The sequence below is a fragment of the Halomonas shantousis genome (genome assembly GCF_054654615.1).
Genome location: NZ_BAAIER010000002.1, coordinates 75,956 through 100,642 on the forward strand (window position 1 = coordinate 75,956; position 24,687 = coordinate 100,642).

General features: G+C 64.4%; 22 protein-coding genes. 8 read left to right on the forward strand and 14 right to left on the reverse strand.

All coding sequences use genetic code 11. The annotated features are described in order from the left end of the window. Window positions 1-8 precede the first annotated feature (8 nt). Both ACYQ12_RS01005 and recG read left to right on the forward strand, forming a co-directional pair. Window positions 9-929 (forward strand): hydrogen peroxide-inducible genes activator, encoded by a 921-nt coding sequence (locus tag ACYQ12_RS01005; protein ID WP_459866391.1) that lies wholly within the window; start codon window positions 9-11, stop codon window positions 927-929. After that, window positions 926-3,007 carry an ATP-dependent DNA helicase RecG gene (recG, locus tag ACYQ12_RS01010; RefSeq protein ID WP_459866394.1) on the forward strand — a complete coding sequence of 694 codons (2,082 nt, stop codon included), beginning with the start codon at window positions 926-928 and terminating at the stop codon, window positions 3,005-3,007. Before ACYQ12_RS01005 ends, recG begins: the two co-directional genes overlap by 4 nt. A gap of 88 nt (window positions 3,008-3,095) precedes the next feature. Here the strand turns inward: recG and ACYQ12_RS01015 are convergent, their stop codons facing one another. Beyond that, entirely contained in the window at window positions 3,096-3,413 is a 318-nt protein-coding gene (locus ACYQ12_RS01015) for an HU family DNA-binding protein (protein WP_488193314.1), read from the reverse strand. Between the two features lie 162 nt (window positions 3,414-3,575). After that, window positions 3,576-4,736 (reverse strand): FAD-dependent oxidoreductase, encoded by a 1,161-nt coding sequence (locus ACYQ12_RS01020; RefSeq protein ID WP_459866400.1) that lies wholly within the window; start codon window positions 4,734-4,736, stop codon window positions 3,576-3,578. Window positions 4,737-4,894: 158 nt separating this feature from the next. Between ACYQ12_RS01020 and ACYQ12_RS01025 the strand changes: the two genes are divergently transcribed. From ACYQ12_RS01025 to phoR, 4 genes are all read left to right on the forward strand, one after another. Then, window positions 4,895-5,365, forward strand: a complete 471-nt coding sequence (locus tag ACYQ12_RS01025) for a chorismate--pyruvate lyase family protein (protein WP_459866403.1) — start codon at window positions 4,895-4,897, stop codon at window positions 5,363-5,365. Window positions 5,366-5,395: 30 nt separating this feature from the next. Continuing rightward, window positions 5,396-6,283, forward strand: coding sequence for a 4-hydroxybenzoate octaprenyltransferase (gene ubiA, locus ACYQ12_RS01030; RefSeq protein ID WP_459866406.1), 888 nt, complete (start codon window positions 5,396-5,398; stop codon window positions 6,281-6,283). A 122-nt stretch (window positions 6,284-6,405) separates the two neighbouring features. Continuing rightward, window positions 6,406-7,095, forward strand: coding sequence for a phosphate regulon transcriptional regulator PhoB (phoB, locus tag ACYQ12_RS01035; RefSeq protein WP_459866409.1), 690 nt, complete (start codon window positions 6,406-6,408; stop codon window positions 7,093-7,095). Between the two features lie 2 nt (window positions 7,096-7,097). Beyond that, window positions 7,098-8,432, forward strand: a complete 1,335-nt coding sequence (gene phoR, locus ACYQ12_RS01040; protein WP_459866412.1) for a phosphate regulon sensor histidine kinase PhoR — start codon at window positions 7,098-7,100, stop codon at window positions 8,430-8,432. Between the two features lie 251 nt (window positions 8,433-8,683). Here the strand turns inward: phoR and ACYQ12_RS01045 are convergent, their stop codons facing one another. The 7 genes from ACYQ12_RS01045 to ACYQ12_RS01075 form a co-directional block, all read right to left on the reverse strand. Then, window positions 8,684-9,295: a superoxide dismutase gene (locus ACYQ12_RS01045; RefSeq protein ID WP_459866415.1), complete on the reverse strand. Its 612-nt coding sequence runs from the start codon at window positions 9,293-9,295 to the stop codon at window positions 8,684-8,686. A 296-nt stretch (window positions 9,296-9,591) separates the two neighbouring features. Further along, window positions 9,592-10,317, reverse strand: a complete 726-nt coding sequence (gene cysZ / locus ACYQ12_RS01050; RefSeq protein WP_459866418.1) for a sulfate transporter CysZ — start codon at window positions 10,315-10,317, stop codon at window positions 9,592-9,594. Window positions 10,318-10,419: 102 nt separating this feature from the next. After that, window positions 10,420-11,151, reverse strand: a complete 732-nt coding sequence (gene phoU / locus ACYQ12_RS01055) for a phosphate signaling complex protein PhoU (protein ID WP_459866421.1) — start codon at window positions 11,149-11,151, stop codon at window positions 10,420-10,422. 33 nt (window positions 11,152-11,184) lie between these two features. Next, window positions 11,185-11,958: a phosphate ABC transporter ATP-binding protein PstB gene (gene pstB / locus ACYQ12_RS01060; RefSeq protein ID WP_459874444.1), complete on the reverse strand. Its 774-nt coding sequence runs from the start codon at window positions 11,956-11,958 to the stop codon at window positions 11,185-11,187. Window positions 11,959-12,023: 65 nt separating this feature from the next. Further along, window positions 12,024-13,652, reverse strand: a complete 1,629-nt coding sequence (pstA, locus tag ACYQ12_RS01065) for a phosphate ABC transporter permease PstA (RefSeq protein ID WP_459866424.1) — start codon at window positions 13,650-13,652, stop codon at window positions 12,024-12,026. Then, window positions 13,652-15,829, reverse strand: coding sequence for an ABC transporter permease subunit (locus tag ACYQ12_RS01070; protein WP_459866427.1), 2,178 nt, complete (start codon window positions 15,827-15,829; stop codon window positions 13,652-13,654). The genes pstA and ACYQ12_RS01070 overlap by 1 nt, the downstream gene beginning before the upstream one ends. An 85-nt stretch (window positions 15,830-15,914) precedes the next feature. Continuing rightward, complete coding sequence (locus ACYQ12_RS01075; RefSeq protein WP_459866430.1) at window positions 15,915-16,877, reverse strand: PstS family phosphate ABC transporter substrate-binding protein; 963 nt, start codon at window positions 16,875-16,877, stop codon at window positions 15,915-15,917. A 243-nt stretch (window positions 16,878-17,120) separates the two neighbouring features. Here ACYQ12_RS01075 and ACYQ12_RS01080 point away from each other — a divergent pair, with 243 nt between their 5' ends. Next, entirely contained in the window at window positions 17,121-17,528 is a 408-nt protein-coding gene (locus ACYQ12_RS01080; protein WP_459866433.1) for an acyl-CoA thioesterase, read from the forward strand. On the opposite strand, the gene ACYQ12_RS01085 is transcribed toward ACYQ12_RS01080, so the two are convergent. The 4 genes from ACYQ12_RS01085 to hexR all read right to left on the reverse strand — a co-directional run bounded on the left by ACYQ12_RS01085 (window position 17,507) and on the right by hexR (window position 22,484). Then, window positions 17,507-18,616 (reverse strand): TRAP transporter substrate-binding protein, encoded by a 1,110-nt coding sequence (locus ACYQ12_RS01085; RefSeq protein ID WP_459866436.1) that lies wholly within the window; start codon window positions 18,614-18,616, stop codon window positions 17,507-17,509. The two genes, ACYQ12_RS01080 and ACYQ12_RS01085, sit on opposite strands and share 22 nt — an antisense overlap. A 96-nt stretch (window positions 18,617-18,712) precedes the next feature. Then, window positions 18,713-19,180, reverse strand: a complete 468-nt coding sequence (locus ACYQ12_RS01090) for a phosphate-starvation-inducible PsiE family protein (RefSeq protein WP_459866439.1) — start codon at window positions 19,178-19,180, stop codon at window positions 18,713-18,715. A 91-nt stretch (window positions 19,181-19,271) separates the two neighbouring features. Further along, a complete protein-coding gene (uvrD, locus tag ACYQ12_RS01095; RefSeq protein ID WP_459866442.1) occupies window positions 19,272-21,491 on the reverse strand; it encodes a DNA helicase II in 2,220 nt (739 codons plus the stop codon). A gap of 138 nt (window positions 21,492-21,629) precedes the next feature. Next, window positions 21,630-22,484, reverse strand: a complete 855-nt coding sequence (gene hexR / locus ACYQ12_RS01100; RefSeq protein WP_459866445.1) for a transcriptional regulator HexR — start codon at window positions 22,482-22,484, stop codon at window positions 21,630-21,632. Window positions 22,485-22,754: 270 nt separating this feature from the next. Between hexR and ACYQ12_RS01105 the strand changes: the two genes are divergently transcribed. Beyond that, window positions 22,755-22,952, forward strand: coding sequence for a PA3496 family putative envelope integrity protein (locus tag ACYQ12_RS01105; RefSeq protein ID WP_459866448.1), 198 nt, complete (start codon window positions 22,755-22,757; stop codon window positions 22,950-22,952). A gap of 206 nt (window positions 22,953-23,158) precedes the next feature. Here the strand turns inward: ACYQ12_RS01105 and ACYQ12_RS01110 are convergent, their stop codons facing one another. Continuing rightward, window positions 23,159-24,526 carry a sodium-dependent transporter gene (locus tag ACYQ12_RS01110; protein ID WP_459866451.1) on the reverse strand — a complete coding sequence of 456 codons (1,368 nt, stop codon included), beginning with the start codon at window positions 24,524-24,526 and terminating at the stop codon, window positions 23,159-23,161. Window positions 24,527-24,687 lie beyond the last annotated feature (161 nt).

Sequence of the window (24,687 nt, forward strand, 5' to 3'; positions counted from 1 at the left end):
GCCGCACCATGACTCTAACAGAACTCCGCTATATCGTAACCTTGGCGCAGGAGCGTCATTTCGGACGCGCCGCCGAACGCTGCTTCGTCTCGCAGCCCACGCTCTCGGTGGCCGTCAAGAAGCTCGAGGAGGAGCTGGGCATCGCCCTGTTCGAGCGCTCCAAGTCCACGGTTCAGGTCACGCCGCTCGGCGAGAAGATCATCGAGCAGGCCCACCGTGTCCTCGAACAGGCCAGCGTCATCAAGGAAATGGCCAGCGAGGGCAAGGACCAGTTGGCCAGCCCGCTGCGCATCGGCGCCATCTACACCATCGGTCCCTACCTGTTCCCCCATTTGATCCCCGAGCTTTCCCGTAGCGCCCCGCAGATGCCGCTGTACATCGAGGAGAACTTCACCGCCACCCTGCGCCGCAAGCTGCGCAACGGCGAGCTCGACGCCATCATCGTGGCGCTGCCGTTCACCGAGCCGGACGTGCTGACCAAGCCGCTCTACGAGGAGCCCTTCGAGGTGCTGATGCCGGCCAATCATGCCTGGGCGGGCAAGGCCGCCATCGACAAGGAGGATCTGCTCCACGAGAAGCTGCTGCTGCTCGGCGAGGGGCACTGCTTTCGTGACCAGATTCTCGAGGCCTGCCCGGCGATCGGCGCCCAGCTCAACAGTCCCGGCAATACCTTGATCGCCGAAGGCGGCTCGCTGGAAACCATCCGCCACATGGTCGCCTCGGGACTCGGTGTGACCGTGCTGCCGCATTCCGCCATCGGCACCGGACACTACGAGTCCGGCATGCTCGAGAGCCGGCCCTTCGCCAGCGAACCGCCCAGCCGCACCGTGGCAGTGGCCTGGCGGGCCAGTTTCCCGCGTCCCAAGGCCATCGACGCCCTCACCGAGGCGATCGGCTTCTGCCAGCAACGCGACTTCGAGGCGGCATGAACGATCTCGATGCGCCGGTGACGGCCCTCGCCGGCGTTGGCGACGCCCTGGCGGCCAAGCTGGCCCGGCTGCACATCGAGAGTATTGCCGATCTGCTGTTCCATCTGCCGCTGCGCTACCAGGATCGTACCCGCATTACGCCCATCGGCACTTTACGTGCCGGTCATGAGGCGGTGATCGAGGGTGAGATAAGTGCCGCCGATATCGTCAAGGGACGTCGCCGCAGCCTGCTGGTCAGACTCAAGGACGACTCGGGCATCCTCAGCCTGCGCTTCTTTCACTTTTCCCCGGCCCAGCACAAGCAATTCACCCGTGGCGTGCGGGTGCGCTGTTTCGGCGAAGCGCGCGCCGGAAGCACCGGTCTCGAAATCTACCATCCCGAATACCGGCTGCTGGCTCAGGGCGAGGCGCCGGTCGACGAACACCTGACGCCGATCTATCCCACCACCGAGGGACTGACCCAGCCCCGCCTGCGGGGACTGATCGGTCAGGCGCTCAAGCGGCTGCACGAGGAGCCCGAGGCGTTGCCGGACTGGATTCCCGCACCCCTGCGCGAGCGCTTTCGCCTACCCGAGCTGCACGCGTCGCTGAGCTACCTGCACGAACCGCCGCCGGACGCCCCGGTGGAGCGCCTCGCGACGGGCCAGCACCCCGCCCAGCGCCGTCTGGCGCTGGAAGAGCTGCTCGCCCATCAGTTGAGCCTGCGTCAGGTGCGCCTGCGCATCCAGACCGACGGCGCCCCGGTACTGCCCTCCGGCCGCAGCCTGCAGGCGCGCTTTCTGACGCAGTTGCCCTTCGCGCTGACCGGGGCCCAGCGCCGCGTGCTCGACGAGATCGCCCGCGACCTCGAAACGCCGGTTCCCATGCTACGCCTGGTGCAGGGCGATGTCGGCTCCGGCAAGACGGTAGTCGCCGCCATGGCCGCACTGCAAGCGATCGCCGGCGGCTGCCAGGCGGCGATCATGGCCCCCACCGAGATTCTCGCCGAGCAGCATTTCCGCAACTTTCGCGACTGGTTCGCACCGTTGAACATTGATGTCGCCTGGCTCGCCGGCAAACTCAAGGGCAAGACACGCCTGGACGCCAAGGCCGCCATTGCCGATGGCCGTGCCCAGATCGTGGTCGGTACCCACGCGCTATTCCAGAGTGATGTGCACTTTCACTGCCTGGGCCTGGCGATCGTCGATGAACAGCATCGTTTCGGCGTGCATCAGCGGCTGGCACTGCGCGAGAAAGGCGAAGCCGGCGGGCTGACACCGCATCAGTTGATCATGACCGCCACGCCGATCCCGCGTACCCTGGCGATGAGTGCCTATGCCGATCTCGATCTGTCGGTGATCGATGAGCTCCCCCCCGGGCGCACCCCGGTACAGACGGTGGCCATACCCGACGAACGGCGCCCCGAGGTAGTGGCGCGCATTCGCCGCGCCTGCGCCGAAGGCCGCCAGGCCTACTGGGTCTGCACGCTGATCGAGGAGTCGGAAGCGCTCACGTGCCAGGCCGCCGAAGCGACCCGCGAGACGCTTGGCGAGGCATTGCCGGAACTCGCCATCGGGCTGGTGCACGGGCGCATGAAGGCGAGCGAGAAGGCCGAGGTAATGGCAGCGTTCAAGGCCGGCGAGCTGGACCTGCTGGTTGCCACCACGGTCATCGAGGTGGGCGTGGACGTGCCCAACGCCAGCCTGATGATCATCGAGAATCCCGAGCGTCTGGGGCTGTCCCAGCTGCATCAGCTGCGCGGGCGTGTGGGGCGCGGCAGCACCGAGAGCTTCTGCGTGCTGCTCTACCATCCTCCGCTATCGCATCATTCACGCGAACGGCTGGGGGTAATGCGAGAAACCAGCGACGGCTTCCGTATTGCCGAGAAGGATCTGGAGCTACGGGGACCCGGCGAGGTGCTCGGCACCCGCCAGACGGGGCTGGCGCAGATGAAGATCGCCGATCTCGAGCGCGATCGTAACCTGCTCGATGTCGTCAGTGCGCTGGCCAAGGCGCTGCTGGCCGAGGCACCGGATGCCAGCGAGCCGCTGATTCGGCGCTGGCTGGGAGAGGAAGCCGGGCGCTACGGACAGGTGTAAGCCTGTCCCGAAAACCGCATCGGCCGCCGCCGACCCGCGCCGGCATTCACGCTCCGGCGCGATGACACCTGTCGGACGGATGTCCGGATTACTTGGAAACGGCGTCCTTGAGCGCTTTGCCGGGCTTGAAGGCCACGGTCTTGCTCGCCGGGATGGTCAGGGGCTGACCGGTCTGAGGATTCTTGCCAGTACGCTCGGCACGCTCGCGCACCACGAAGGAGCCGAAGCCGATGAGGGAAACGTCATCGCCCTTGGCGACCGTTCCGGCGATTTCGTCGAGAATCACGTTCAGAACCTGACTGGCCTTGTCCTTGGAAAGATCAGCACGCTCGGCGATCGCCGCGGCGAGTTCTGGCTTGCGCATAAAGCCCTCCTGATGGAATGAGACGTTGGCCCCGCATGGGATGCCGTTGTTGTTTTCGAAAATGGTGGATACGTGTTGTTACAAGCTCCGCGAGCGCCATGATAGGCCGCAAACAACCCGTCTTGTCCAGTGGCTGCACATAAAAAAACACGCCTTTTTCTCATCTCGGCATGCTGGTGCCCGACCAGATGGCTTGCAACATCGCTAGCCTAGCAATGGCGGGGCCGCCCGCGCCAGTTCGACTTTACGCCGGACACAGTTTCCGGTCAGGGCGAAACCCAGCAGTCGGCCATGAACATCCTCGGCCAGTGCGGTCAGATCGCGGCCCTCCCCTTCGATCCGCCAGCGTGCCGGCACCTCACGCGGCGCCAGGGCGACGACCGGGCAGGCCGGTGTCTTGACCAGCACCGGCCAGGGTCCGTAGGCCACACGGGTCGGCGTCCCGGTCAGCGTCGCCGCCAGCGCCCTGACACTGGCCTGCAGGGGCTGGACATACATGGCGTTGATGCCCGCCACGCAGGCCGCGTCCCCCAGCGCATAGACGTGCGGCGCCGACGCGGCCAGGGTGCGGTCAGTGTGAATGCCTGCCGCACTCACCTCGAGTCCGGCGGCTTGCGCCAGTGCCGTACGCGGTGCAAGCCCAGTGGCGAACAGCACCACGTCCGCCCGCAACGCGTCGCCATTGTCGAGACGGAGTAGCACATCGTCTTCGGCAAGCGTCATGCCGTCGAGACTGCGCCCCAGTTGCATGGTAACGCCAGCAGCATGCAGGGCCTCACCCAGTACCCGGCCCAGCGGCTCCGGCAACAGGCGCGCCAGTGGCGTGGCCTCCGGCGCGATCAGGCTGACCTCATGGCCGCCGGCCACCAGGTCGTTGGCGAACTCGCAGCCGACCAGTCCCGCGCCGAGAATGGCCACGCGTGCCGGCTGCCGGTGTGCGCAGAGAAAGTGGTGAAAGGCTCGATAGTCGTCGAGGTCGTTGATGGTGAATACCCGATCGTCGAGCTCGGCGGGGAGGGTGAAGGGAATGTGCGGTGCAGCACCGGTGGCGATGACCAGATCGCCATAGGGCAGCCGCTCGGCGCCGATCACCAGCTCACGCGCCGCCACGTCGATGGCTTCGACCCGGGTATGCGTGCGGACCACCGCGTTGAAGGCATCGGCTATCTCGAGCGGCGTGCGCTGCACGAGACGTTGTGGCGTCATGCGCTTGGCAAACCCTGTCGACAACAGCGGCTTGGAGTATTCGTCGCCGCTGTCCGCGGTGATCAGGGTAATGGCCCGCTGCGGATCGCGGGCGCGTAGTTGACGAGCCAGCCCCAGCCCGGCCATGCCCGTGCCGAGAATGGTCAATGATGCAGTCATGCCGCTCCTGGAGAAAAGATTCAGCCGTGTCACGCCGATGTTACACTACCTGCAGATTTTTTGGCCCGGAGGCGACATTGACCCACGACCGTGCTGTCCTGTGCTGGCCTTCGGCTCCCCCGCTTCGCTGGCGTCCCGTCAAGGCCTGGCGACCCGAGATGAGCGATGCCTGGTGGCAGTGGGTGGCCTCGACCGATTCGCTGACGACCCGGCTGGTCGACGCAGCCGCCGAACCGTTCCAGGTACGTCTGATCTCGCAGCGCCTGGCCCGGCCGCGGCGTGACGAGGCGCTGGCGCTGCATATTCCGTTCAGCCAACACGCCTGGTGCCGTGAAGTGGCGCTGTGCGTCGGCGGGCGCCCCTGGGTCATGGCGCGCTCCCTGGCCCCGCTGGCAGCGCTTCGCGGCCAGCGTCTGGGGCAGCTCGGAGAGCGCTCGCTGGGCGCGTGGCTGTTTCGTCAGCCGGGTCTGCAGCGCGGTCCGATCACCGTCACTGCCGCTTCTGCCTGTCCTGAAACGCCTCGCCTCTGGGGACGGCGCTCGGAATTTCGTCATGGCGACTTTCGGGTGCTGGTGCAGGAGTTCTTTCTGCCACGGATGGCGGATGAACTGGGCCTGCCTTCACGCTAGACTGGCGGCGTCCTGTTTACGGAGGCCTTCATGGAAGACGCTTATCGCCCTCGCGGCCTCGCCCGCCTGCCCGATTTTCTGCGCCTGACGCGCCTCGATCGGCCCATCGGTACCTGGCTGCTGATGTGGCCCACGCTGTGGGCCTTGTGGCTGGCGGCCGAAGGCGTGCCCGAGCGCACCACACTGCTGATCTTCGTTGTCGGCGTCTATCTCATGCGCGCCGCGGGCTGCGTGATCAACGACTATGCCGACCGCCACTTCGACGGACACGTCAAGCGCACCCGGGAACGCCCCCTGGCCACGGGGCGCATCACCGAAGCCGAGGCCAAGGGGCTGTTCGTGGCCCTGGTGGCCCTCGCCTTCGTACTGGTGTGCTTCACCAATCCATTCACCATATTGCTATCGCTGGGTGGCGTGGTGCTAGCGTTCATCTACCCCTTCATGAAGCGCTACACCCATCTGCCCCAGGTGGTGCTGGGCGCCGCCTTCTCGTGGGGCATCCCCATGGCGTTCGGCGCCGTACGCGAGAGCGTGCCCCTGGAAGCCTGGCTGCTGCTGGCGGCCAACGTGGCCTGGACAGTGGCCTACGACACCGAATATGCCATGGTCGATCGCGACGATGACCTGAAGGTCGGCATCAAGTCCACGGCGGTACTGCTGGGCAAGGCGGATCGCCTGGCCATCGGCCTCCTGCAGGCGCTGACACTCGCGCTGCTGGCCTGGGTCGGTGTCCGGGTCGCACTGGGCGGCTTCTTCTGGCTGGGCCTGACGGCGATGGCTGCGATCTTCGTTTATCAGCACTATCTGATTCGTCAGCGTGAGCGCATGCCCTGCTTCCAGGCCTTTCTCAACAACCACTGGGCAGGGCTGGTGGTGTTTGCAGGCATCGCCCTCTCCTGGTGGCCCCAGGGGAGCTAAGCGACCATGCCGTCGGAGCGGAGCGTTGTCACGGCACTGTCATACAAGCACGGTGTAATTGTCATTATCCTGTCATTGCCGGATGCTTCGACACATCCCGGCCATTTGCATGAGGCAAGTGCATGACCGCCAAGACCGTTCTCATCGTCGATGACGAAGCCGCCATTCGCGAGATGATCGCCGTGGCCCTGGAAATGGCCGATTATCAGGTGCTGGAGGCCGACAATGCCCAGGCCGCCCATGCCATGGTGATCGATCACCAGCCCGATCTGGTACTGCTGGACTGGATGATGCCCGGCACCAGCGGCATCGAACTGGCCCGGCGCCTGAAGCGCGAGGACACGACCCGTGAGCTGCCGATCATCATGCTCACGGCCAAGGGCGAGGAAGACAACAAGATTCAGGGGCTGGAAGCCGGCGCCGACGACTACATCACCAAGCCGTTCTCGCCGCGCGAACTGGTGGCCCGTCTCAAGGCAGTGTTGCGCCGCACCACGCCGCGGGGCATCGAGGATCCCGTCGAGGTCGAGGGGCTGCGGCTCGATCCTGCCAGCCATCGGGTCTCCGCACACGGTAGCGCCGTGGAGATCGGTCCCACCGAGTATCGCCTATTGCAGTTCTTCATGACCCATCCGGAACGCGCCTATACCCGCAGCCAGCTTCTCGATCAGGTCTGGGGCGGCAACGTCTATGTCGAGGAGCGCACCGTCGACGTGCATATCCGGCGCCTGCGCAAGGCGCTGGGTGACGCCCATCAGCATCTGATCCAGACCGTACGGGGTACCGGCTACCGCTTCTCCGCCAAGGTGTAGACGTGCATTACTGGACCAACGAACTGTGGCGCCTGGCCTACCTGACGCTCGGCCTGGGCGTGCTGGGCCTGCTGCTTGGCGAACCCGGCTGGGGCGTGGCGGCGGGGCTCGGACTCTACGTTTTCCTGCATCTGCGTCACCTGCGCGCCCTGTATGTCTGGTTGCTTTACCATGTTCAGGAGGAACCGCCGCCCGGCAGCGGCGTGTGGGGCGACCTGTTCGATCGGCTCTACAAGTACCAGAAGGGACAGCGCCAGAGCCAGGAGCGTCTGCGCGACATCATCCGCCGGGTTCAGGACTCCTCCGAGGCAATGCGCGACAGCGTGGTCATGCTCGACAGCCACGGCGACATGGAGTGGTGGAACAGCGCCGCCGAACGGATGCTGGGCCTGCAAGCCGCCCATGACCGTGGCCAGCACATCACCAACTACCTGCGCGATCCGCGCTTTATCGCCTATTTCAATCAGCGCGACTACCGCGAACCGCTGACCCTGTCCTCGCCGATCCGCGACGACCTGATCCTGCAATATCAGATCACCTTGTACGGTGACAACGAACGCCTGGTGATGGCCCGCGACATCTCGCGATTACACCGCCTGGAGCAGATGCGCCGCGACTTCGTCGCCAATGTCTCCCACGAGCTACGCACGCCGCTGACCGTGCTCGCCGGCTACCTGGAGACTTACTCGGCGTACTCCGATCAGCTGCCGGCCCGCTGGCAGCGTGGTCTCACCCAGATGGAAGAACAGACCACGCGCATGCAGAATCTGGTGAATGACCTGCTGCTGCTGTCGCGCCTGGAAAACGACAATATCCCGCCGAATGCAGCCCCGCTGCCCGTGGCACCGCTGCTGGACAGCATCCGCGACGATGCGCTGGCGCTGTCGGGGGGGCGCCATGCCGTGAAGGTGGAGATCACCGAAGCCCGTCTGCTGGTCGGCAATGCCCAAGAGATCCGCAGCGCCGTCTCCAACCTGGTGTTCAATGCCGTGCGCTATACCCCCGAAGACAGCACCATCACCATACGCTGGAAGCCCTGGGAGCAGGGCGCTGCCCTGGAAGTGGAGGACGATGGCGAGGGGATCGACATGCAGCATCTGCCCCGTCTGACCGAGCGCTTCTATCGGGTCGACAAGGGGCGCAGCACGGCGACCGGCGGTACCGGCCTGGGACTGGCCATCGTCAAGCATGTCCTGCTGCGCCACGGCGCGCGTCTGGAGATCATCAGCCATCCCGGCGAAGGGGCCCTGTTCCGCTGCCTGTTCCCCGCCGAACGTCTGGACACGCCGAAGCCTCAAGCGCCGCACGTGATGTCGAGCGGGCAGTTGCCGCAGTAGCCCACCCCGGGCAGCACGATCTTGTGCTTGAACCTCGCCAGGGGGCCGACAAGCAGGGGGAAAGGGAGGGAATCACGCCGGAGATGTCGGCCTGCGCCAGCGGCATCGCGACTCGTATCCGCGATCTTTCAGCATGGCGGCCAGGGCCGGTGGAATAAAAAACAAAAAACCGGCATCAGCCGGTTCGATCAGGCAAGAATGAAAGCCTCACTCTCGATGCAATGCCGCCCCGCATCGGGGCGGCGCTGACATCACGCCATGGCGTCATCGTAACGACGGGCGACTTCTTCCCAGTCGACGACGTTGAAGAAGGCGCCGATGTACTCGGGACGACGGTTCTGATACTTCAGGTAGTAGGCGTGCTCCCAGACATCGAGACCCAGAATCGGCGTGTTGCCGTGCATCAGCGGGCTGTCCTGGTTGAGCGTGTTCTCTACCACCAGCTTCTTCTGGGGCGTTACGCTGAGCCATGCCCAGCCGCTACCGAAGCGTCCTACGGCTTCCTGGGTGAAGGCTTCCTTGAAGGCATCGAAGCCGCCCAGTTCGCTCTCGATGGCATCGGCCAGCTTGCCCGTCGGCTTGCCGCCACCGTCCGGTGACATGATGGTCCAGAACAGCGAGTGGTTGGCATGGCCACCCCCGTTGTTGCGCACGGCGGTACGGCTGTCTTCCGGGACCTGGTTGAGATCGGACACGATCGCCTCGACCGGCATGTCGCCCAGCGAGGTGCCTTCCAGCGCCTTGTTGAGCTTGTCCACGTAGGTCTGATGGTGCTTGGTGTAGTGAACTTCCATCGTCATGGCGTCGATGTGGGGTTCCAGCGCATCGTAGGCATACGGAAGCGTCGGTAAAGTATGGGCCATAATCAAAGACTCCCTTCGTATGAAACGTCAAATCGGTGAATGACGTGCGAGACCAGACCGGCCTCACTACCCGCAGGGCGAGGCCTGTGTCCGCCTCCCCCCGCAAATTCTGTCAATCGTTCACATGCCGGGCCTTGAACCGGATAGCCGGCGTGTCTTCAAGCCCGGGCCGTGTCATGCCCTTTCTTTGCATATATGCGCGCAAAGAGATAAATCAAGGCCCTCAGTAAAAATAGTTCTCATGTCCTGTTTGGCAAGTTCCCTCTGAAAGCCCCTTGCGCGGAGCTTCGCCGGTATCAGAGCCGCATGGGCAGTTGCCGGTAATGCCGGTCCCAGAGCATCACGGCACCGGCCACGCCTCCCGGCAGCAGCACGAGATTGGCCAGCGGCACCCAGGTCGCCACCGACATGCAGGCGCCGAAAGTCAGAGTCGGCCACCAGCGTACGCGCAGACGATGGCGCATGTCACGGAAGCTGACCTTGTTGTTGTCCATCGGATAGTCGAGATACTGGATGGCCAGCATCCAGGCGGAGAATCCCGCCCATAGAAAAGGCATGAACACGTTCAGCCCCGGCACGAAACCGAGCACGAACAGCAGGGCCATGCGCGGCAGGATGTAGCCCAGCTTGACCAGCTCGCGACCGATGGCGTCAAGGGCGGTCCTGGCCAGGCCACGGTCGTCGAGCGGCGGCTTGCCGGTGATGCGCAGTTCGACCTTCTCGGCCAGAAAGCCATAGAAAGGTGCGGCGATCAGGTTGGAGACCAGCGTGAAGGTGAAGAACACGACCAGCACCAGACTCACCACCAGCAGCGGCCAGATCAACCACTCCAGCCATGTCAGCCACTCCGGCACCTTGAGCATCCAGTAATCGATCCACCCACCGAAATCCCTCAGCAGATAAAAGATCGTGGCAGCGTAAAGCAGCAGGTTGACCACCACCGGGGCAATGACGAAACGCCGCAGCCCGGGGGACAGCACCAGCCGCGTGCCATGGATGATGGCGCTCAGCGCGTTGTTCATGCAGACACCTCATGACTCGTCTCGTAAACGAGAGAGGCTAGCATGAGTCCGCCCCTGCATGCTGCCCGCCGGGCTCCCGGGACGCTCAGCGGGGGAGGTCGGTCAGGGCGTGAACGACTCATCGTCGAGGTCGTCGACGTTTTCGATGTCGGTATGGCGGATGTCGAGCCCCTTGACCAGATAGATCACGTGCTCGGCCAGATTGTCGGCATGATCGCCGACACGCTCCAGAGCGCGCAGGATCCACATCACGCTGAGCACCGAGGTGATCGAGCGTGGATCCTCCATCATGAAGGTCACCAGCGAACGCATGGCGGTGGCGTATTCGCTGTCCACCTGGTTGTCATCGTGGACCACCTTGAGTGCCAGACGCGTGTCGAAGCGCGCGAATGCCGTCAGGGAATCGCGCACCATGGCACGTACCAGTTCACTGATATGGCGCACCTCGACCAGACCGCGCGGGCTGCGCTCCGACTCGATGAGCGTGATCGCGTTGCGCGAGATCTTGTTGGCCTCGTCGCCGATGCGTTCGAGATCCGAGGTGGCACGAATCACCGCCAGCACCAGGCGCAGGTCGGATGCCGCCGGCTGGCGCCGGGCCAGCACTCGGGTGCACTCCTCGTCAATCTTGAGCTGCATGTCGTTGACGGCCTTGTCGTTGTCGCGCACACGCTCGGCCAGGCCACTGTCGCCGTCGAGCAGTGCCTGGACGGCATCCTGCACCTGGCGCTCGACCATCCCGCCCATGGCCATCAGGTGGGTCTTGAGTTCGTCCAGTTCCTGGTTGAACTGCTTGGAAATGTGCTGGCTATGGATATCGCTGGTGATGTCCATGAGACCACCTCCGCTGGGGTCGTGTCGTTCGGCTCAGCTGAGCCGGCCGGTAATGTAATCTTCGGTGCGCTTCAGGCGCGGGTTGGTGAACAACGTGTCGGTGGGGGCGTACTCCACCAGTTCGCCGGCTTGCAGAAAGGCGGTAACATCCGATACCCGCGCCGCCTGCTGCATGTTGTGCGTCACCAGAATCAATGTCAGCCGCGACTTCAGGCTACGGATCAGTTCCTCGATCTTGAAGGTCGAGATCGGATCGAGCGCCGAGGCGGGTTCGTCGAGCAGCAACACCTCGGGCTGCACGGCCAGGGTCCGGGCAATGGTCAGACGCTGCTGCTGTCCGCCGGACAGTCTCCACGCCGAGGTATGCAGGCGATCCTTGACCTCGTCCCAGAGTGCCGCCGATACCAGCGCCCATTCGATGACCTCCTCCAGATCGCGCTTACGCTTGATACCCTGCAGGCGTAGCCCGTAGGCGACATTCTCGTAGATCGACATGGGAAATGGGTTGGGATTCTGGAATACCATGCCCACCCGGCGACGCAACTCCGCCACATCCGTGCCCCGGGCGTATATGTCCTCGCCATTGAGTGTCACGCGCCCGTGCATGGCAACCTCGTCGTTGAGATCGTGCAGACGGTTGAACACCCGCAGCAGCGTGGACTTGCCGCATCCGGAGGGGCCGATGAAAGCCGTGACCCGGTGACGCGGGATTCGCAGACGCAGATCGCGCAGCGCAGTCTTGCCAGCATAGTCCAGACTCAGTCCATCGATATCGAAACAGCTCGACTCGAGGGAAAAGTCGGTAATGACCGGCGAAGCCTGGCGTTCCCTGACGGACGACGATGAAGTGACGGACAACGGCGATTCTTCTCCTAATGCTCGAGCACGCGATAACGCACTCGCAGATGATGACGCAGAAATATTGCAGTCAGATTAAGCACGCCGATCACGCCCACCAGCAGCAATGCCGTGGCATAGACCAGCGGCAGCGCGGCTTCGACGTCGCGGCTCGAGAAGCTCAGGTCGAACAGATGATAGCCAAGGTGCATGAACTTCCGGTCAAGATGCAGGAAGGGAAACTCGCCGTCCAGCGGCACGTCGGGAGCCAGCTTGGCCACGCCGACCAGCATCAGCGGTGCCACCTCGCCCGCGGCCCGTGCCACGGCGAGAATCACCCCGGTCAGCATCGCCGGCAGGGCCATGGGCAGCACCACTCGCCGGAGCGTCTCGACTCGTGTCGCGCCCAGCGCCAGCGACCCCTCACGCAATTGCGTGGGGATACGTGCCAGGCCCTCCTCCGTGGCGACGATGACCACCGGCAGGGTCAGCAGGGCCAGGGTCAGCGAGGCCCACAGGATACCGCCGGTACCGAAGGTCGGCGACGGCAGGCGGTCGTCGAAGAACCAGCGGTCCAGCTGCCCGCCGATGCCGTAGACGAACACGCCCAACCCGAACACGCCATAGACGATTGAGGGCACTCCGGCCAGATTGCGCACCGCGATGCGGACCAGGCGGATCGCTGCCCCCTGCCGAGCCACCTCGTTGAGATAGATCGCCGCCAGCACTCCGAATGGCGTGACCAGCAGCGACATCAACATCACCATCAGTACCGTGCCGAAAATCGCCGGCCACACCCCGCCTGCCGTATTGCCGGCCCGGGGCCCCTGCGACAGGAAGGCCCAGAGCTGCCGGACCCAATGGTGCATCTTGTCCCACTCGCTCATGGCGTTGGGGCGGTAGGCCGACAGCACCTCGCTCAGAGACTGCTCGACCCGCCGGCCTGCAACGCTTTCCAACACGACCGTATCGCGTGCCATGGCGGACTGCAGGGCCATGACCTCCGCGCTGGCTTCCGCCAGTGCCGTCTGCAACGCCTGGATGCGTCGGTCCGGCGTATCGCCGTGCTCCTCGCTCAAGGCCTCGAGTTCACGCACCCGGGGGGCAATGACCGTTTCGCGCAGCGCGTCACGTCGCTCGCGTAGTGCCTCGACGCGCGCCAGACGCGCTTGCAGAACCTGCCAAGGCGTCGCTGTCGCGCTGTCCTCGTGGTTTCCCGCCACGATCGGCTTGCCATCCTCGAGCACGCCGACGACACGACCGATGAACTCGCTCCAGCGCGTACGCGATACGACTGCCAGTTCCGGCGGTGTCTGTCGCGCCACGATCGCGTCATGCGCCACCCAGCGCCAGACCTCGCCGTCCAGGTCGCGATTGCCGGTGCGATAGAGCGTCTGTGCAACCCCATCCGCGACCCTCTCCTCTTCCCGTACGGCGCTGCCCGCCACACGGCTGCCGTCCGCGAGCGTCACCAGTTCCACCGGCGCTGGCCAGAAGTGGGCCAGCCCCCGTCCGGCCAGCAACGTCAGCAAGGCAAGGACCATCAGCAGCGACAGTGCCACCCCGGCCGCACTGAGCCACGGCCAGACACCCTCTCGCCCTTGGGAAGAAGAAGAGCGCCGCTTGGCAGGCACCGTGACAGGAGCGGAAAAGGTATGGCGCATCACCGACCTCCGCCATACAGGCGGTAACGGCGTCCCAGATGGAGGCGGACCCCCTCGGCAAGCGTATTGACGAAGAAGGTGAACAGGAACAGCACGAGCGCGCACAGCAGCAGCAGGCGGTAGTGCGTACCGCCCACCGCCGCCTCGGGAAGCTCGATGGCCAGCGTCGCCGCCAACGAGCGCAGCCCCTCGAACAGGCTGGCGGACATCAACGGCGTGTTGCCGGTGGCCATCAGCACGATCATCGTCTCCCCCACGGCACGCCCGATGGCGATCATGATCGCCGCAAAGATACCGGCACTGGCGGCGGGCAGTTGCACGCGACGCAGGGTCTGCCAACGGGTCGCTCCCAACGCCAGGGAACCTTCGGCCAGACTCCGGGGCACTCCGGAGAGGGCGTCCTCGGCCAGCGAATAGAGGGTGGGGATCACCGCGAAGCCCATGGCCAGACCGACGATCATGGCATTGCGGCTGGCATAGTCCAGCCCGGCCACGCTTTCCAGCCACCCCCGCAGGTCACCGCCGAAGAACGCCGCTTCCAGCCACGGCGAAAGCTCGAGCGCCGCCCATGTCAGCAGGGCCAGCCAGGGGATCAGCCAGATACCCGCCGCCCCCTCCGGTAACCGCGCCTGCACGGCCGATGGCAGGCGCGGCCAGACGCGGCTCGCCAGCCACACGCCGGCGGGGATGAGCAGTACCAGGCTGAGTACGCCGGCCAGATGGCGCTCGACGTAGGGCGCCAGCACCAGGCCGGCGATGAAGCCGACCACCACGCCGGGCATGGCCTCCATGAGTTCGAGCGTCGGCTTGATGCGCTGGCGCCAGCGCGGTGTCATGAAGCAGGCGGTATGGATCGCGGCCCCCAGCGCCAGAGGAATGGCGAACACCAGCGCCCAGAACGCGGCCTTCAGCGTACCCCAGGCCAGCGGTACCAGGCTCGGTTTGAGAGCTTCCTCCGCCTGCGTGGTGCTGGCCTGCCAGCGGTACTCGGGCTGCTCGAATCCCGCATACTGCACCGGTGTCCACAGCGTTCGCCAACTGACTCCGGCATGCTCGGCATCGAACGTCAGACGCCGCAGGACACCTTGCCCATTCAGCCAGTAGAGGCTCCCGGCAGCATACGTCGCGACGGCCTGTTCCGGGGAAGGTACCCGGCCCTGCCAGCGTCGCCCCGCCGTGGCATGATAGAGTCCCAGCTTGCCCGCCGCGTTCACGGCCAGGAACCGGTGCCGCGCCGGGTCCGCCAGCAGGGTGACGATTGCAGCCTCGCCCAACGGCGCATAGGCCGCAGTGGGTTGCAGGGAGCGTTCGGTATTCAGCCAACGGCGCACGCCACCGGTACTGTCGCCGACGATCAGCGTCTCGCCGTCCACCAGATAGGCCAGGGCGGTGACGCGCCGCGATTCTTCCAGCACGGTGACGGTGTCCAGACGCTGCGGCAATTCGCCACCCAGCGACCATATCGCGATCCGCCCGCCTTCGGCGGTCGCCAGCCGCCATCCGCGCCCCAGCGCCACATGCTCGGCCGCGGTCGGCAGTGCTCCGCGCTCGACCCGGGCATCGTCGGCCAGGGGCCAGCGTCCTGTCAGCCATGCGACCTGTCCCGTTGCATCGAGCCCCGCCACGGCCCACCGCCCGTCTTCCACACGCAGGGTGAGCCGCTTGACGCCGGTCCGCTCGAACAGCGTCCAGCTTTGCGCCTGTGTCCAGTCGGGCCGGCCCTGCGCATCCCGGGGAACCAGTGCGACACGGCCGTCCTCCAGGCCCAGCGCCAGCGGGCCCTGCGCTGCACTCCCGGCCACGACGGCGATGCGCGTCTTCGCGGACAGCACTTCCTGTCGGCTCCCCGCATGGCCATCCATCGTCAGGGTGCGAAGCACGCCATCGCGCGACAGCAGTCGCAGCGAGTCCTGCGACGTAGGCTCGAGCCACACCGCCTGCGCTGTACCGCTCAGCCGGGTATCGTCATGGAGAGCGTCGGAAGAGGTGAGAGTGTCGGCGGTCACTCGGACCGGAGAAAACAGCGGCAGTGTCGCGACGACCAGATAGACCCCGATCATCAGCACGGCGGCGATCACCCCGATACCGCCGGCACGGATGGCCAGCGTCGCCAGGCGATCGCGGGAGTGACGCAGCCGCCGCCGCAGCCGCATCCTGGGCGAGGAGAAATCGATCATGGGTACCAAGCGCAGGTGGTGGCTGAAAGCATGAGGCGATGGAACGACAATTACGTCAGTTTCGTGACAGAATGATGACAGTGGCTCAATCGGGGGCGGTCGACAACCCCAACATACGCCGCGCACGGTGCAGCGTCTTCTCCGGCAGCGCGATGAAGCCCTCCTGCACCACGATGGCCTGTCCCTCCCGGGACAGCACCAGATCGAGAAAGGCCCGCTCCAGAGCCGGCAGCGCCGTGTCCGGTGGCGCATTGACATAGAGGTAGAGTTCTCGCGACAACGGATAGCGCCCGTTCGCGACATTGACGGCGCTGGGCTGCCAGGCCTGCCCCGTCTCGTCGCTCAGTGCCACGACATGCACCATGGGCGTCACATAGCCGAGCCCGGCATAACCGATGGCGTCAGGGCTTGCGCCCACGGCGGACACCACCGCCGCCGACCCCGGCAACGCATTGACGTCGTCACGGAAATCGCCACCGCACAGTGCCCGGCGCCGAAACACACCATAGGTGCCCGAAGCCACATTGCGGCCGTAACGCGCCACGGGGCGCGACGCCCAGGCGCCCTCCAGACCCAGCGCTCCCCAGCGGGCCACCGTTTGCGGCGCCCCGCAGCGTCGGGTCGCGGAGAACAGAGCATCCAGCTGCTCGATGCGCAGCGCCACGAGAGGATTGTCGCGGTGGACGAACACGGCCAAAGCGTCCAGCGCCACCGGTACGGCGGTGGGGGCATAGCCTTGGCGATCGATGAATGCCGCCCGCTCCTGCGCCGTCATGCGCCGTGACATCGCCCCCAGACGCGTCGTCCCTGCGGCCAGCGCAGGCGGTGCCGTGGCGGAGCCGGAAGCCTGAAGCTGCAGGCGGACCCCGGGATAACGCTCGGTAAGCGCTTCTCCCCAGCGCATCATCAGGCCCGCCAGGGTGTCCGAACCCAGCGACGACAGCGTTCCCGCTATGCGGGTATGCTCGGTCTCGGCCCGGGCCGGGGAAAGCGCCACCAGCAGACACATCGTCAACACTGCGGCATGACCCAACACCGAATGTCTCATGCTTGTCTCGCTCCGCTGATGAGAGATGGCGGGCATTATTCACTTAGCGGGAAATTATCGCAAAAGGCGGTTTCGCGGCTGGCCGGAGCGACCCGTCGACGTTTACCATGTGCGGGCAGGCGGGGCCGGAGATGACGGACCTAGCCTGCGTGACGCTGCAATCCCATCCATAACAATAAGGCTTGAACGTGTACGAGGCGCCAATCAGGTGTGTCTGTCGTGCATGGTCCAGAATGAAATGACATGACCGATCTCGACGATATTCCCGCTCCGCAAGGCCAGCTGACACTCAAACTCGTCGCCTCGCGCCAGGACACCAACTTCTACGGCGACATTCCCGGCGGCTGGCTGGTCGACCGCATGGATCAGGCGGCCGAACTGGCGGCGGGTCGCCAGGCACACGGACGCACCGCCACGGTGGCCATCGAAGGCATGGATTTCCTGTGTCCGGTACGGATCGGGTCGGTGGTCAACATCTTCACGGTGGTGCGTGAGATCGGCCGCAGCTCGATCAAGATCGACGTGCAGGTGTGGATTCGTCCGCCTCACGAGCGCGACCCCGATGAACTCTACAAGGTCACCGAGGCCCGCTTCGTGATGGTGGCGCTGGACGACAACGGCCGTATCCGTCAGGTGCCCGTCGACGCCTGAGACTCCGATACCATCTGGCGAGTCTTCAGATAGGCGAACTCGCCGATGTCGGTGTAACGGCGTATCTGTTGCTGGAACTGCCGGTAGGAGTCGTAGATCTTCTCTGACGCGGCGTCACCGGTAGCCTGCTCCTGCAGAACAGCATTCGATGCCTCGCTGAGTGCCCCAAGCACGTCGTCGGGCAGCGCGCGCAGCTCGACGCCATGCTCCTCGACCAGGGTCCGCAGTGCCTCGGCATTGCGATAGGTGAACTCGTCGATCATTGCCAGGTTGGCGGAACGCGCCGCCTCGGCGACCACTATCTTGAGATCGTCCGGCAGCGCATTCCAGGCATCCAGATTGACGGTCCCCTCGAGAATCGCGCTGGGCTCGTTCCATGCCGAGGTGTAGTAGTACTTGGCGACCTGATACAGGCCGAAGGCCAGATCGTTGTAGGGACCGACCCAGTCGGCGGCGTCGAGCACGCCGGTCTGCATGGAGGTGAAGATTTCCGACCCCGGCATGTTCACGGCAGTCGCTCCGATGCGGTTCATGACCTCGCCGGCCAATCCCGGCAGACGGATCTTGAGTCCCTGCATGTCGTCCAGCGAGTTGATTTCCTTCTTGAACCAGCCGGCCATCTGGGTGCCGGTGTTGCCCACCGCGAAGGGCTTGAGGTTGTGCTGGGCGTAGAGCTCGTCCCACAACGTCATCCCGTTGCCCTGGTAGAGCCAGGCGTTGGTCTCGAGGGCGTTCATGCCGAAGGGCACCGCCGTGAAGAACTGCGCCGCCGGCACCTTGCCGCGCCAGTAGTAGGAAGCGGAATGGCCCATCTGCGCCGTGCCGCTGGAGACGGCATCGAACACTTCGAGAGCCGGCACCATCTCGCCGGCCCCATAGACATGCACTTTCATGCGGCCGCCGGAAAGCGTCTCGATACGCTTGGCGAAGTCGTTGGCGCCGGTGCCCAAGGCGGGGAAATTCTTGGGCCAGGACGTCACCATCTTCCAGGTGACGGTATCCTGCGCCCGGGCCGTGGACACGAAGGGGGCACAAGCGGCCCCTGCCGCGCCGGCACCCAGTGCGGTGAGAAATTGACGACGTTGCATGAAAGCTGGCTCCTGGTTCTTGATCTGACATCGCCCCGAAGTGGGCAGTCGACCAGTATGCTCAGACGCTACGCGAGATACGACTCGACCTTCGGCTCAGCCATCCTCCCGCCGCCCCTGGCGCACCAGCCAGTAGCTGATGCCCAGCGTCATGACCGCCACCGCCAGCGCCATGATCTTCCAGGCATCGATACTGTCCAGATCCATTACCATGAACTTGCGCACCAGGGCCATGATGGCGATCAGCACGACGATCTCGACCTGGATGAAGCCGCCACGCTCGAACATGGTACGCACGATGGAGTTGTTGAATTCCATGGCGATCAGTACGGTCAGGATCATGTCGAACACCGCCTGGAAGAGCCGGTAGTCGAAAGGATCGCGGCTTTGCACGAACAGCAGATCGATGACGTGCATGACCAGATAGTACAGCGCCACCACCACGACAGCGCCGATCGAGATGCTCAGGATCAGCGACACCAGACGCTCGAAACGCTGATAGCCGGACAGACTCGACCATTGGTTGGTGAGTTCGGGAAATATCCGCAACAAGTATTTCTTCATCGCCTCTCTCTCCATGAGATCGCTGACTGATGGGGCACGTTGTTGTCATGAGCCGGGGCAGCCGCCTCCGGCCGGACGCGAGATCGCTGCGTTACAGCGGGGTCAGCTTGGCGAACCCCAGCACCAGCCACTTGTCGCCCTGGCCCTCGAAGCTGACATGGACCCGGGCGCGGGCCCCTTCCCCCTCGGCGTCGAGAATCACGCCCTCCCCGAACAGCGGATGACTGACCCGTTGGCCCAGCGACAGACTGGGCAGGTCCGCACCGCCCTCGACACGTTCCTGGCGCGACAGTCCGCTGGTCGGACGCGAACTCACCGGACGCGAGACCTGACCGCGCAGGCGCACCTCCTCGAGCAGCGCCTCGGGCAGCTCACGCAGGAAACGCGACGGGCGCTGCAGGGTTTCCTTGCCGTGCAGGCGCCGCAGTTCGGCGTAGGTGAGATAGAGCTTGCGCATCGCTCGGGTCAACCCGACATAGCAGAGACGGCGCTCCTCCTCGAGCCGGCCGGGCTCCTCCAGCGACATCTTGTGCGGAAACAGCCCCTCCTCGACGCCGGCGATGAACACCACCGGAAACTCCAGCCCCTTGGCGGAGTGCAGGGTCATCAGCTGCACGCTGTCCTCGAATTCGGCAGCTTCGTGGTCACCGGCATTGAGCGCCGCCTCGGACAGGAACGGTTCCAGGGACGCCGCGCCCTCGCCGATCTCCTGCATGGCGAACGGATCCCCCTGAATGAAGGCACGCGCGGCGTTGATCAGTTCCTCGAGGTTCTCGACCCGGGCCTGACCCTTTTCGCCTTTCTCGTTGCGGTGATGCTCCATCAGCCCGGAAATCTCCACCACATGGGTCACGATCTCATGCAGCATCATGCCTGCGGTGTCGTTGTCGAGGCGCTCGATGAGATCGGCAAACGCCATGAGCGCGCTGCCGGCGCGCCCCTTGCAGGTGCCGTCGCTGACACTGTCGTGCAGCGCCTGCCACAGCGAAACATTCTGCATGCGGGCCCGCTCGCGCAGGATCTCTACGGTGCGCGTGCCGATGCCGCGGGCCGGCACGTTGATCACCCGTTCCAGCGAGGCGTCATCCTCGCGGTTGAGCAACAGCCGCAGATAGGCCAGCGCGTTCTTGATCTCCAGACGCTCGTAGAAACGCTGCCCGCCGTAGATGCGATAGGGCACACCGGAGCGGATCAGCGTCTCCTCGAGCACCCGCGACTGGGCATTGGAGCGATACAGGATGGCGATGTCACGGCGGGAGTGACCGGCACGTACCTGTTCGGCGACGCTGTCGACGATGAAGCGCGCCTCGTCGAGATCGTTGAAACCGGCATACACGGAAATCGGCTCGCCCTTCTCGCCCGAGGTCCACAGTTCCTTGCCCATGCGCCCCGCATTGTGGCTGATCAGGGTATTGGCAGCCTCGAGGATTGCGCTGGTGGAACGATAGTTCTGTTCCAGGCGCACCGTGCGGGTGCCGGCGAACTCCTGCTCGAAGCGACGGATGTTCTCGACTCGAGCCCCGCGCCAGCCGTAGATCGACTGGTCGTCATCGCCGACTACGGTCATGCAGGCGCGATCCCCGGCCAGCAGTTTGAGCCAGGCGTACTGCAGGGTGTTGGTGTCCTGGAACTCATCGACCAGCAGCTGCGAAAAACGCTCGCGGTAGTGATTGAGCAGCGCCGGGGTATCGCGCAACAGTTCCAGGCTACGCAGCAGCAGCTCGCCGAAGTCGACCAGCCCGCCGCGCTCGCAGGTCAGTTGATAGAGCTCGTAGAGTTCCACCATTCGCCCCATGTAGGCGTCGCCGTGGGTCTGCACCTGTTGAGGGCGCAGCCCCTCCTCCTTGCAACTGGAGATGAAATACATCACCTGGCGTGGCGGAAAGCGCTCGTCGTCGACGTCATGGTCCTTGAGCAGGCGCTTGACCAGGCGCAGTTGATCGTCGCTATCGATGATCTGGAAGTGCTGCGGCAGTCGTGCATCCTGCCAATGGGTACGCAGCAGGCGATGGGCGATGGAGTGGAAGGTGCCCACCCACATCGAACGCAGCGAGAAGCCCTGCAGGGCCTCGAGACGCGTGCGCATCTCGCGGGCCGCCTTGTTGGTAAAGGTCACGGCCAGAATGGCGTACGGAGAAAGTTGCTCGACCTGCATCAGCCAGGCGATACGATGCACCAGCACCCGGGTCTTGCCGGAACCGGCACCCGCCAGTACCAGCATGTTGCCCGGCGGGGCACTGACGGCCTCGCGCTGGGCCGGATTGAGATCATCGAGAAGCGGCGAAACGTCGCCCGGCGAAACGTCGTCCATGGAAGCGGCCGTCGGTATATCGAAGTGGACGCTCAGCTTACCATATCCCTCCTTGGCGACGCCGAAGTCTCCTTCGTGTCCTCCAAGGATATGGCAGGAGCGGACGCAGCCGAGCTCATGGCGCCGAATGCAGCAGCGTCACTGGGGCTCGGGAAAGCGCAGCGGGTTGAGGCTCTTCTTTACCGCTTTCAGCTGCTCGGCAAGTCGCGGGCCGCGGGTCTTGGCCACGCCTACCGCCAGCACGTCGACAATCACCAGATGCGCGATACGCGAACTCATCGGGGTATAGATCTCGGTATCCTCGTGCACGTCGATGTACAGCGGCAGCGTCACTTCGGCAGCCAGCGGCGAATTGCTGGGACACAGGCCGATCACCGTGGCGCCCGCCTCGCGTGCCATGCGCACGCTCGCTACCAGCGCGCGGGTACGGCCGGTCTGAGAGATCGCCACCACCACGTCGCCCTCCTTGAGGGTCGCCGCCGACATGTTCTGCATGTGCGGATCGGCATAAGCCGATGTCGATATCTGCAGACGAAAGAACTTGTGCTGGGCGTCGAAGGCCACGGCGCCGGAGGCACCGAAGCCGTAGAATTCGACGCGATTGGCCATGGCCAGCGCCGTGACGGCCTTGCCCAAGGCATCGTTGTCGAGCCGGTCGCGTACCGACAGCAGCGTTCCCACGGTGGAGTCGAAGATGCTGTGGGAAAATTCGGCGACGCTATCGCTGTCGTTCATCGAGAACTGGGCGAACTGGCTACCGGTGGCCAGCATCTGCGCAAGCTTGAGCTTGAAATCCTGGAAGCCGTTACAGCCCAGCGCGCGGCAGAAGCGCACCACGGTCGGTTCGCTGACGTTGGCCTCGGTGGCCAGATCGACGATCCGCATGTGGATCACTTCGTCGGGATGGCGCAGCACGAAGCGCGCCACCTTTTGCTCGGAACGACGCAGATTCTCCATGCGGCGTCTGAGTTCGTCGAACAGGGCACGGCTCACGAAACGCTCCTCTCTAACCCATCCTTCTGCCGACAGCTGTCGTTCTGTTGACGGCCGTTCTGACGTCAGGTTGGTAACGGGTATTGAACTTGCTAAATTAAACGAGACGAAACATGAAAGTCAGTATGCCTCACTTGTCGTGACAGAGGAAAACGTGTCTCTGCAGGCAGGTATGGCCACGGCGTCATGATTCTGTCAAATGAAACAGTGTAAAAGAGACCCGCCGAGCAAAGTACGGCTCGCAGAAAAACATCTTCCGGGATTGTGATCATGCGAAACGTCGAACAGATCAGTGCCCTGAAAAGCGAGATTCTCGATATCTTCATGCACATGGAGATGGATGAACACGAGCAGCGCAAGAAGAGCGCCGCGCAACGCTATCTACGCGCCAGACGTGGCATCGAGAAGCACAAGGAAATCAAGCATCTCAAGCGCAACATCGCTGTCTTTGACGATGATGTTCCTTAAGTTCCGTCCGGGAATCGACGAGCGATGTCCAGGCACGGAAAAATCGACGCAGAAGCCCGGTTTACTGGACGTAGATGAGCCTTCTGAGTCGATTTTTGCACCGTACGGACAAGCGCAGGCCTCTTCGGACAGAGCGTAGCCCAGTCTCTGCAGGAAACGGCCCCCGAATGACGGGGGCCACGGGCGTCTGATCCATCGGCAACGCCTCAGAGGCTGCTGACGAAGACCACGATCACGCCCAGCGGTGCCACGAAACGCGCCGTAAAGCGCCATAGATTGAAAGCGCTATCGCTCATGTTGAGCTGAGAGCGAACCTCGTCACGGCCCAGTATCCAGGCGACGAAGAGCACCGTGGCCAGCCCGGTCAGCGGCAGCATCAGCTTGCTGGTGACATAGTCCAGCAGGTCGAATACCGTCATGCCGGCAAACTTGTCGAAGGCGCCCAGCGGGGCGACATCTCCCCATAGATTGAACGACAGTACCGTGGCGATGCCCAGCAGCCAGGTCGCGGCTCCGGCCACCAGGGTGGCACCGACACGCGACAGGGGAGAGCGCTCTTCAAGCCATTCCACGACAGGCTCAAGCAGCGAGATGGCCGATGTCCAGGCGGCGAAGACCAGCAGCAGGAAGAACAGCAGTCCGAACAGCCACCCCCCGGTCATGTTGCCGAAAGCCAGCGGCAGGGTGGTGAAGATCAGTCCGGGTCCGCCACCGGGATTCAAGCCGTTGGAGAAGACCACCGGGAAGATCGCCAACCCCGCCAGCAACGCGATGAGGGTATCCATGATCACCACGATCAGCGCCGTACGCCCGATATTGACGTCATCGGAGAGGTAGGAACCGTAGGCCATCATGATGCCCATGCCCAGGCTCAGCGTGAAGAAGGCATGTCCCAGTGCGGCCAGGACGCCGTCGGCGGAGAGCTTCGAGAAGTCGGGGTTGAAGAGATAGGCGACGCCTTGGGCGAAGCCATCGGTGGTCGCCGCATAGCCGACCAGCACAATGAGGATCACCGCCAGCGCCGGCATCAGGATCTTGGCCGCACGCTCCAGCCCGCCGGCGACACCGCCCACGACGACCCCGATGGTCAGGATCATGAAGATGCTGTGTCCCAGCAGCAGCTCGCCGGGACTGGCCAGCAGATTGCCGAACAGCGCGCCCACGGCATCGCCATCGAGTCCCGAGAACGTGTCGGTCGCCGCCATCCAGGTATAGGAAAGCGCCCAGCCGCCGATCACGCTGTAGAAGGACAGGATCAGGTAAGCGCCCAGTATGCCGAGCACCCCGATCAGCACCCAGGCCTGGCTGCGCTTGAGCCGGCGGGTAATGTCGCTCATCGTCGAGATGGGGTTCTTCTGCCCCAGCCGGCCGAGCAGCCACTCGGACATCAGGATCGGCAGGCCCACCAGAAAGATGCAGACCAGATAGATCAGCACGAAGGCACCGCCTCCGCTCTCGCCGGTCATGTAAGGGAATTTCCAGATATTGCCCAGCCCCACGGAAGAACCGACCGCGGCTAGAACGAAGGCAAGTCGGGAGGACCATTGGGCATGCGAATGAGACTTGTAGGACATCGGATCACCATGAGTTTCGGAACATCATCGATCGGTCGGATGCGATGACGGCGTTATCCTTGTTATTGCCATGTCCCGGACGCCATGGATCGCACGGCTCGAGACGGACATGACAGGATCCCTGGCCAGGCAGGATCTCCGCCAAGGCGCGTTGCCGGCGT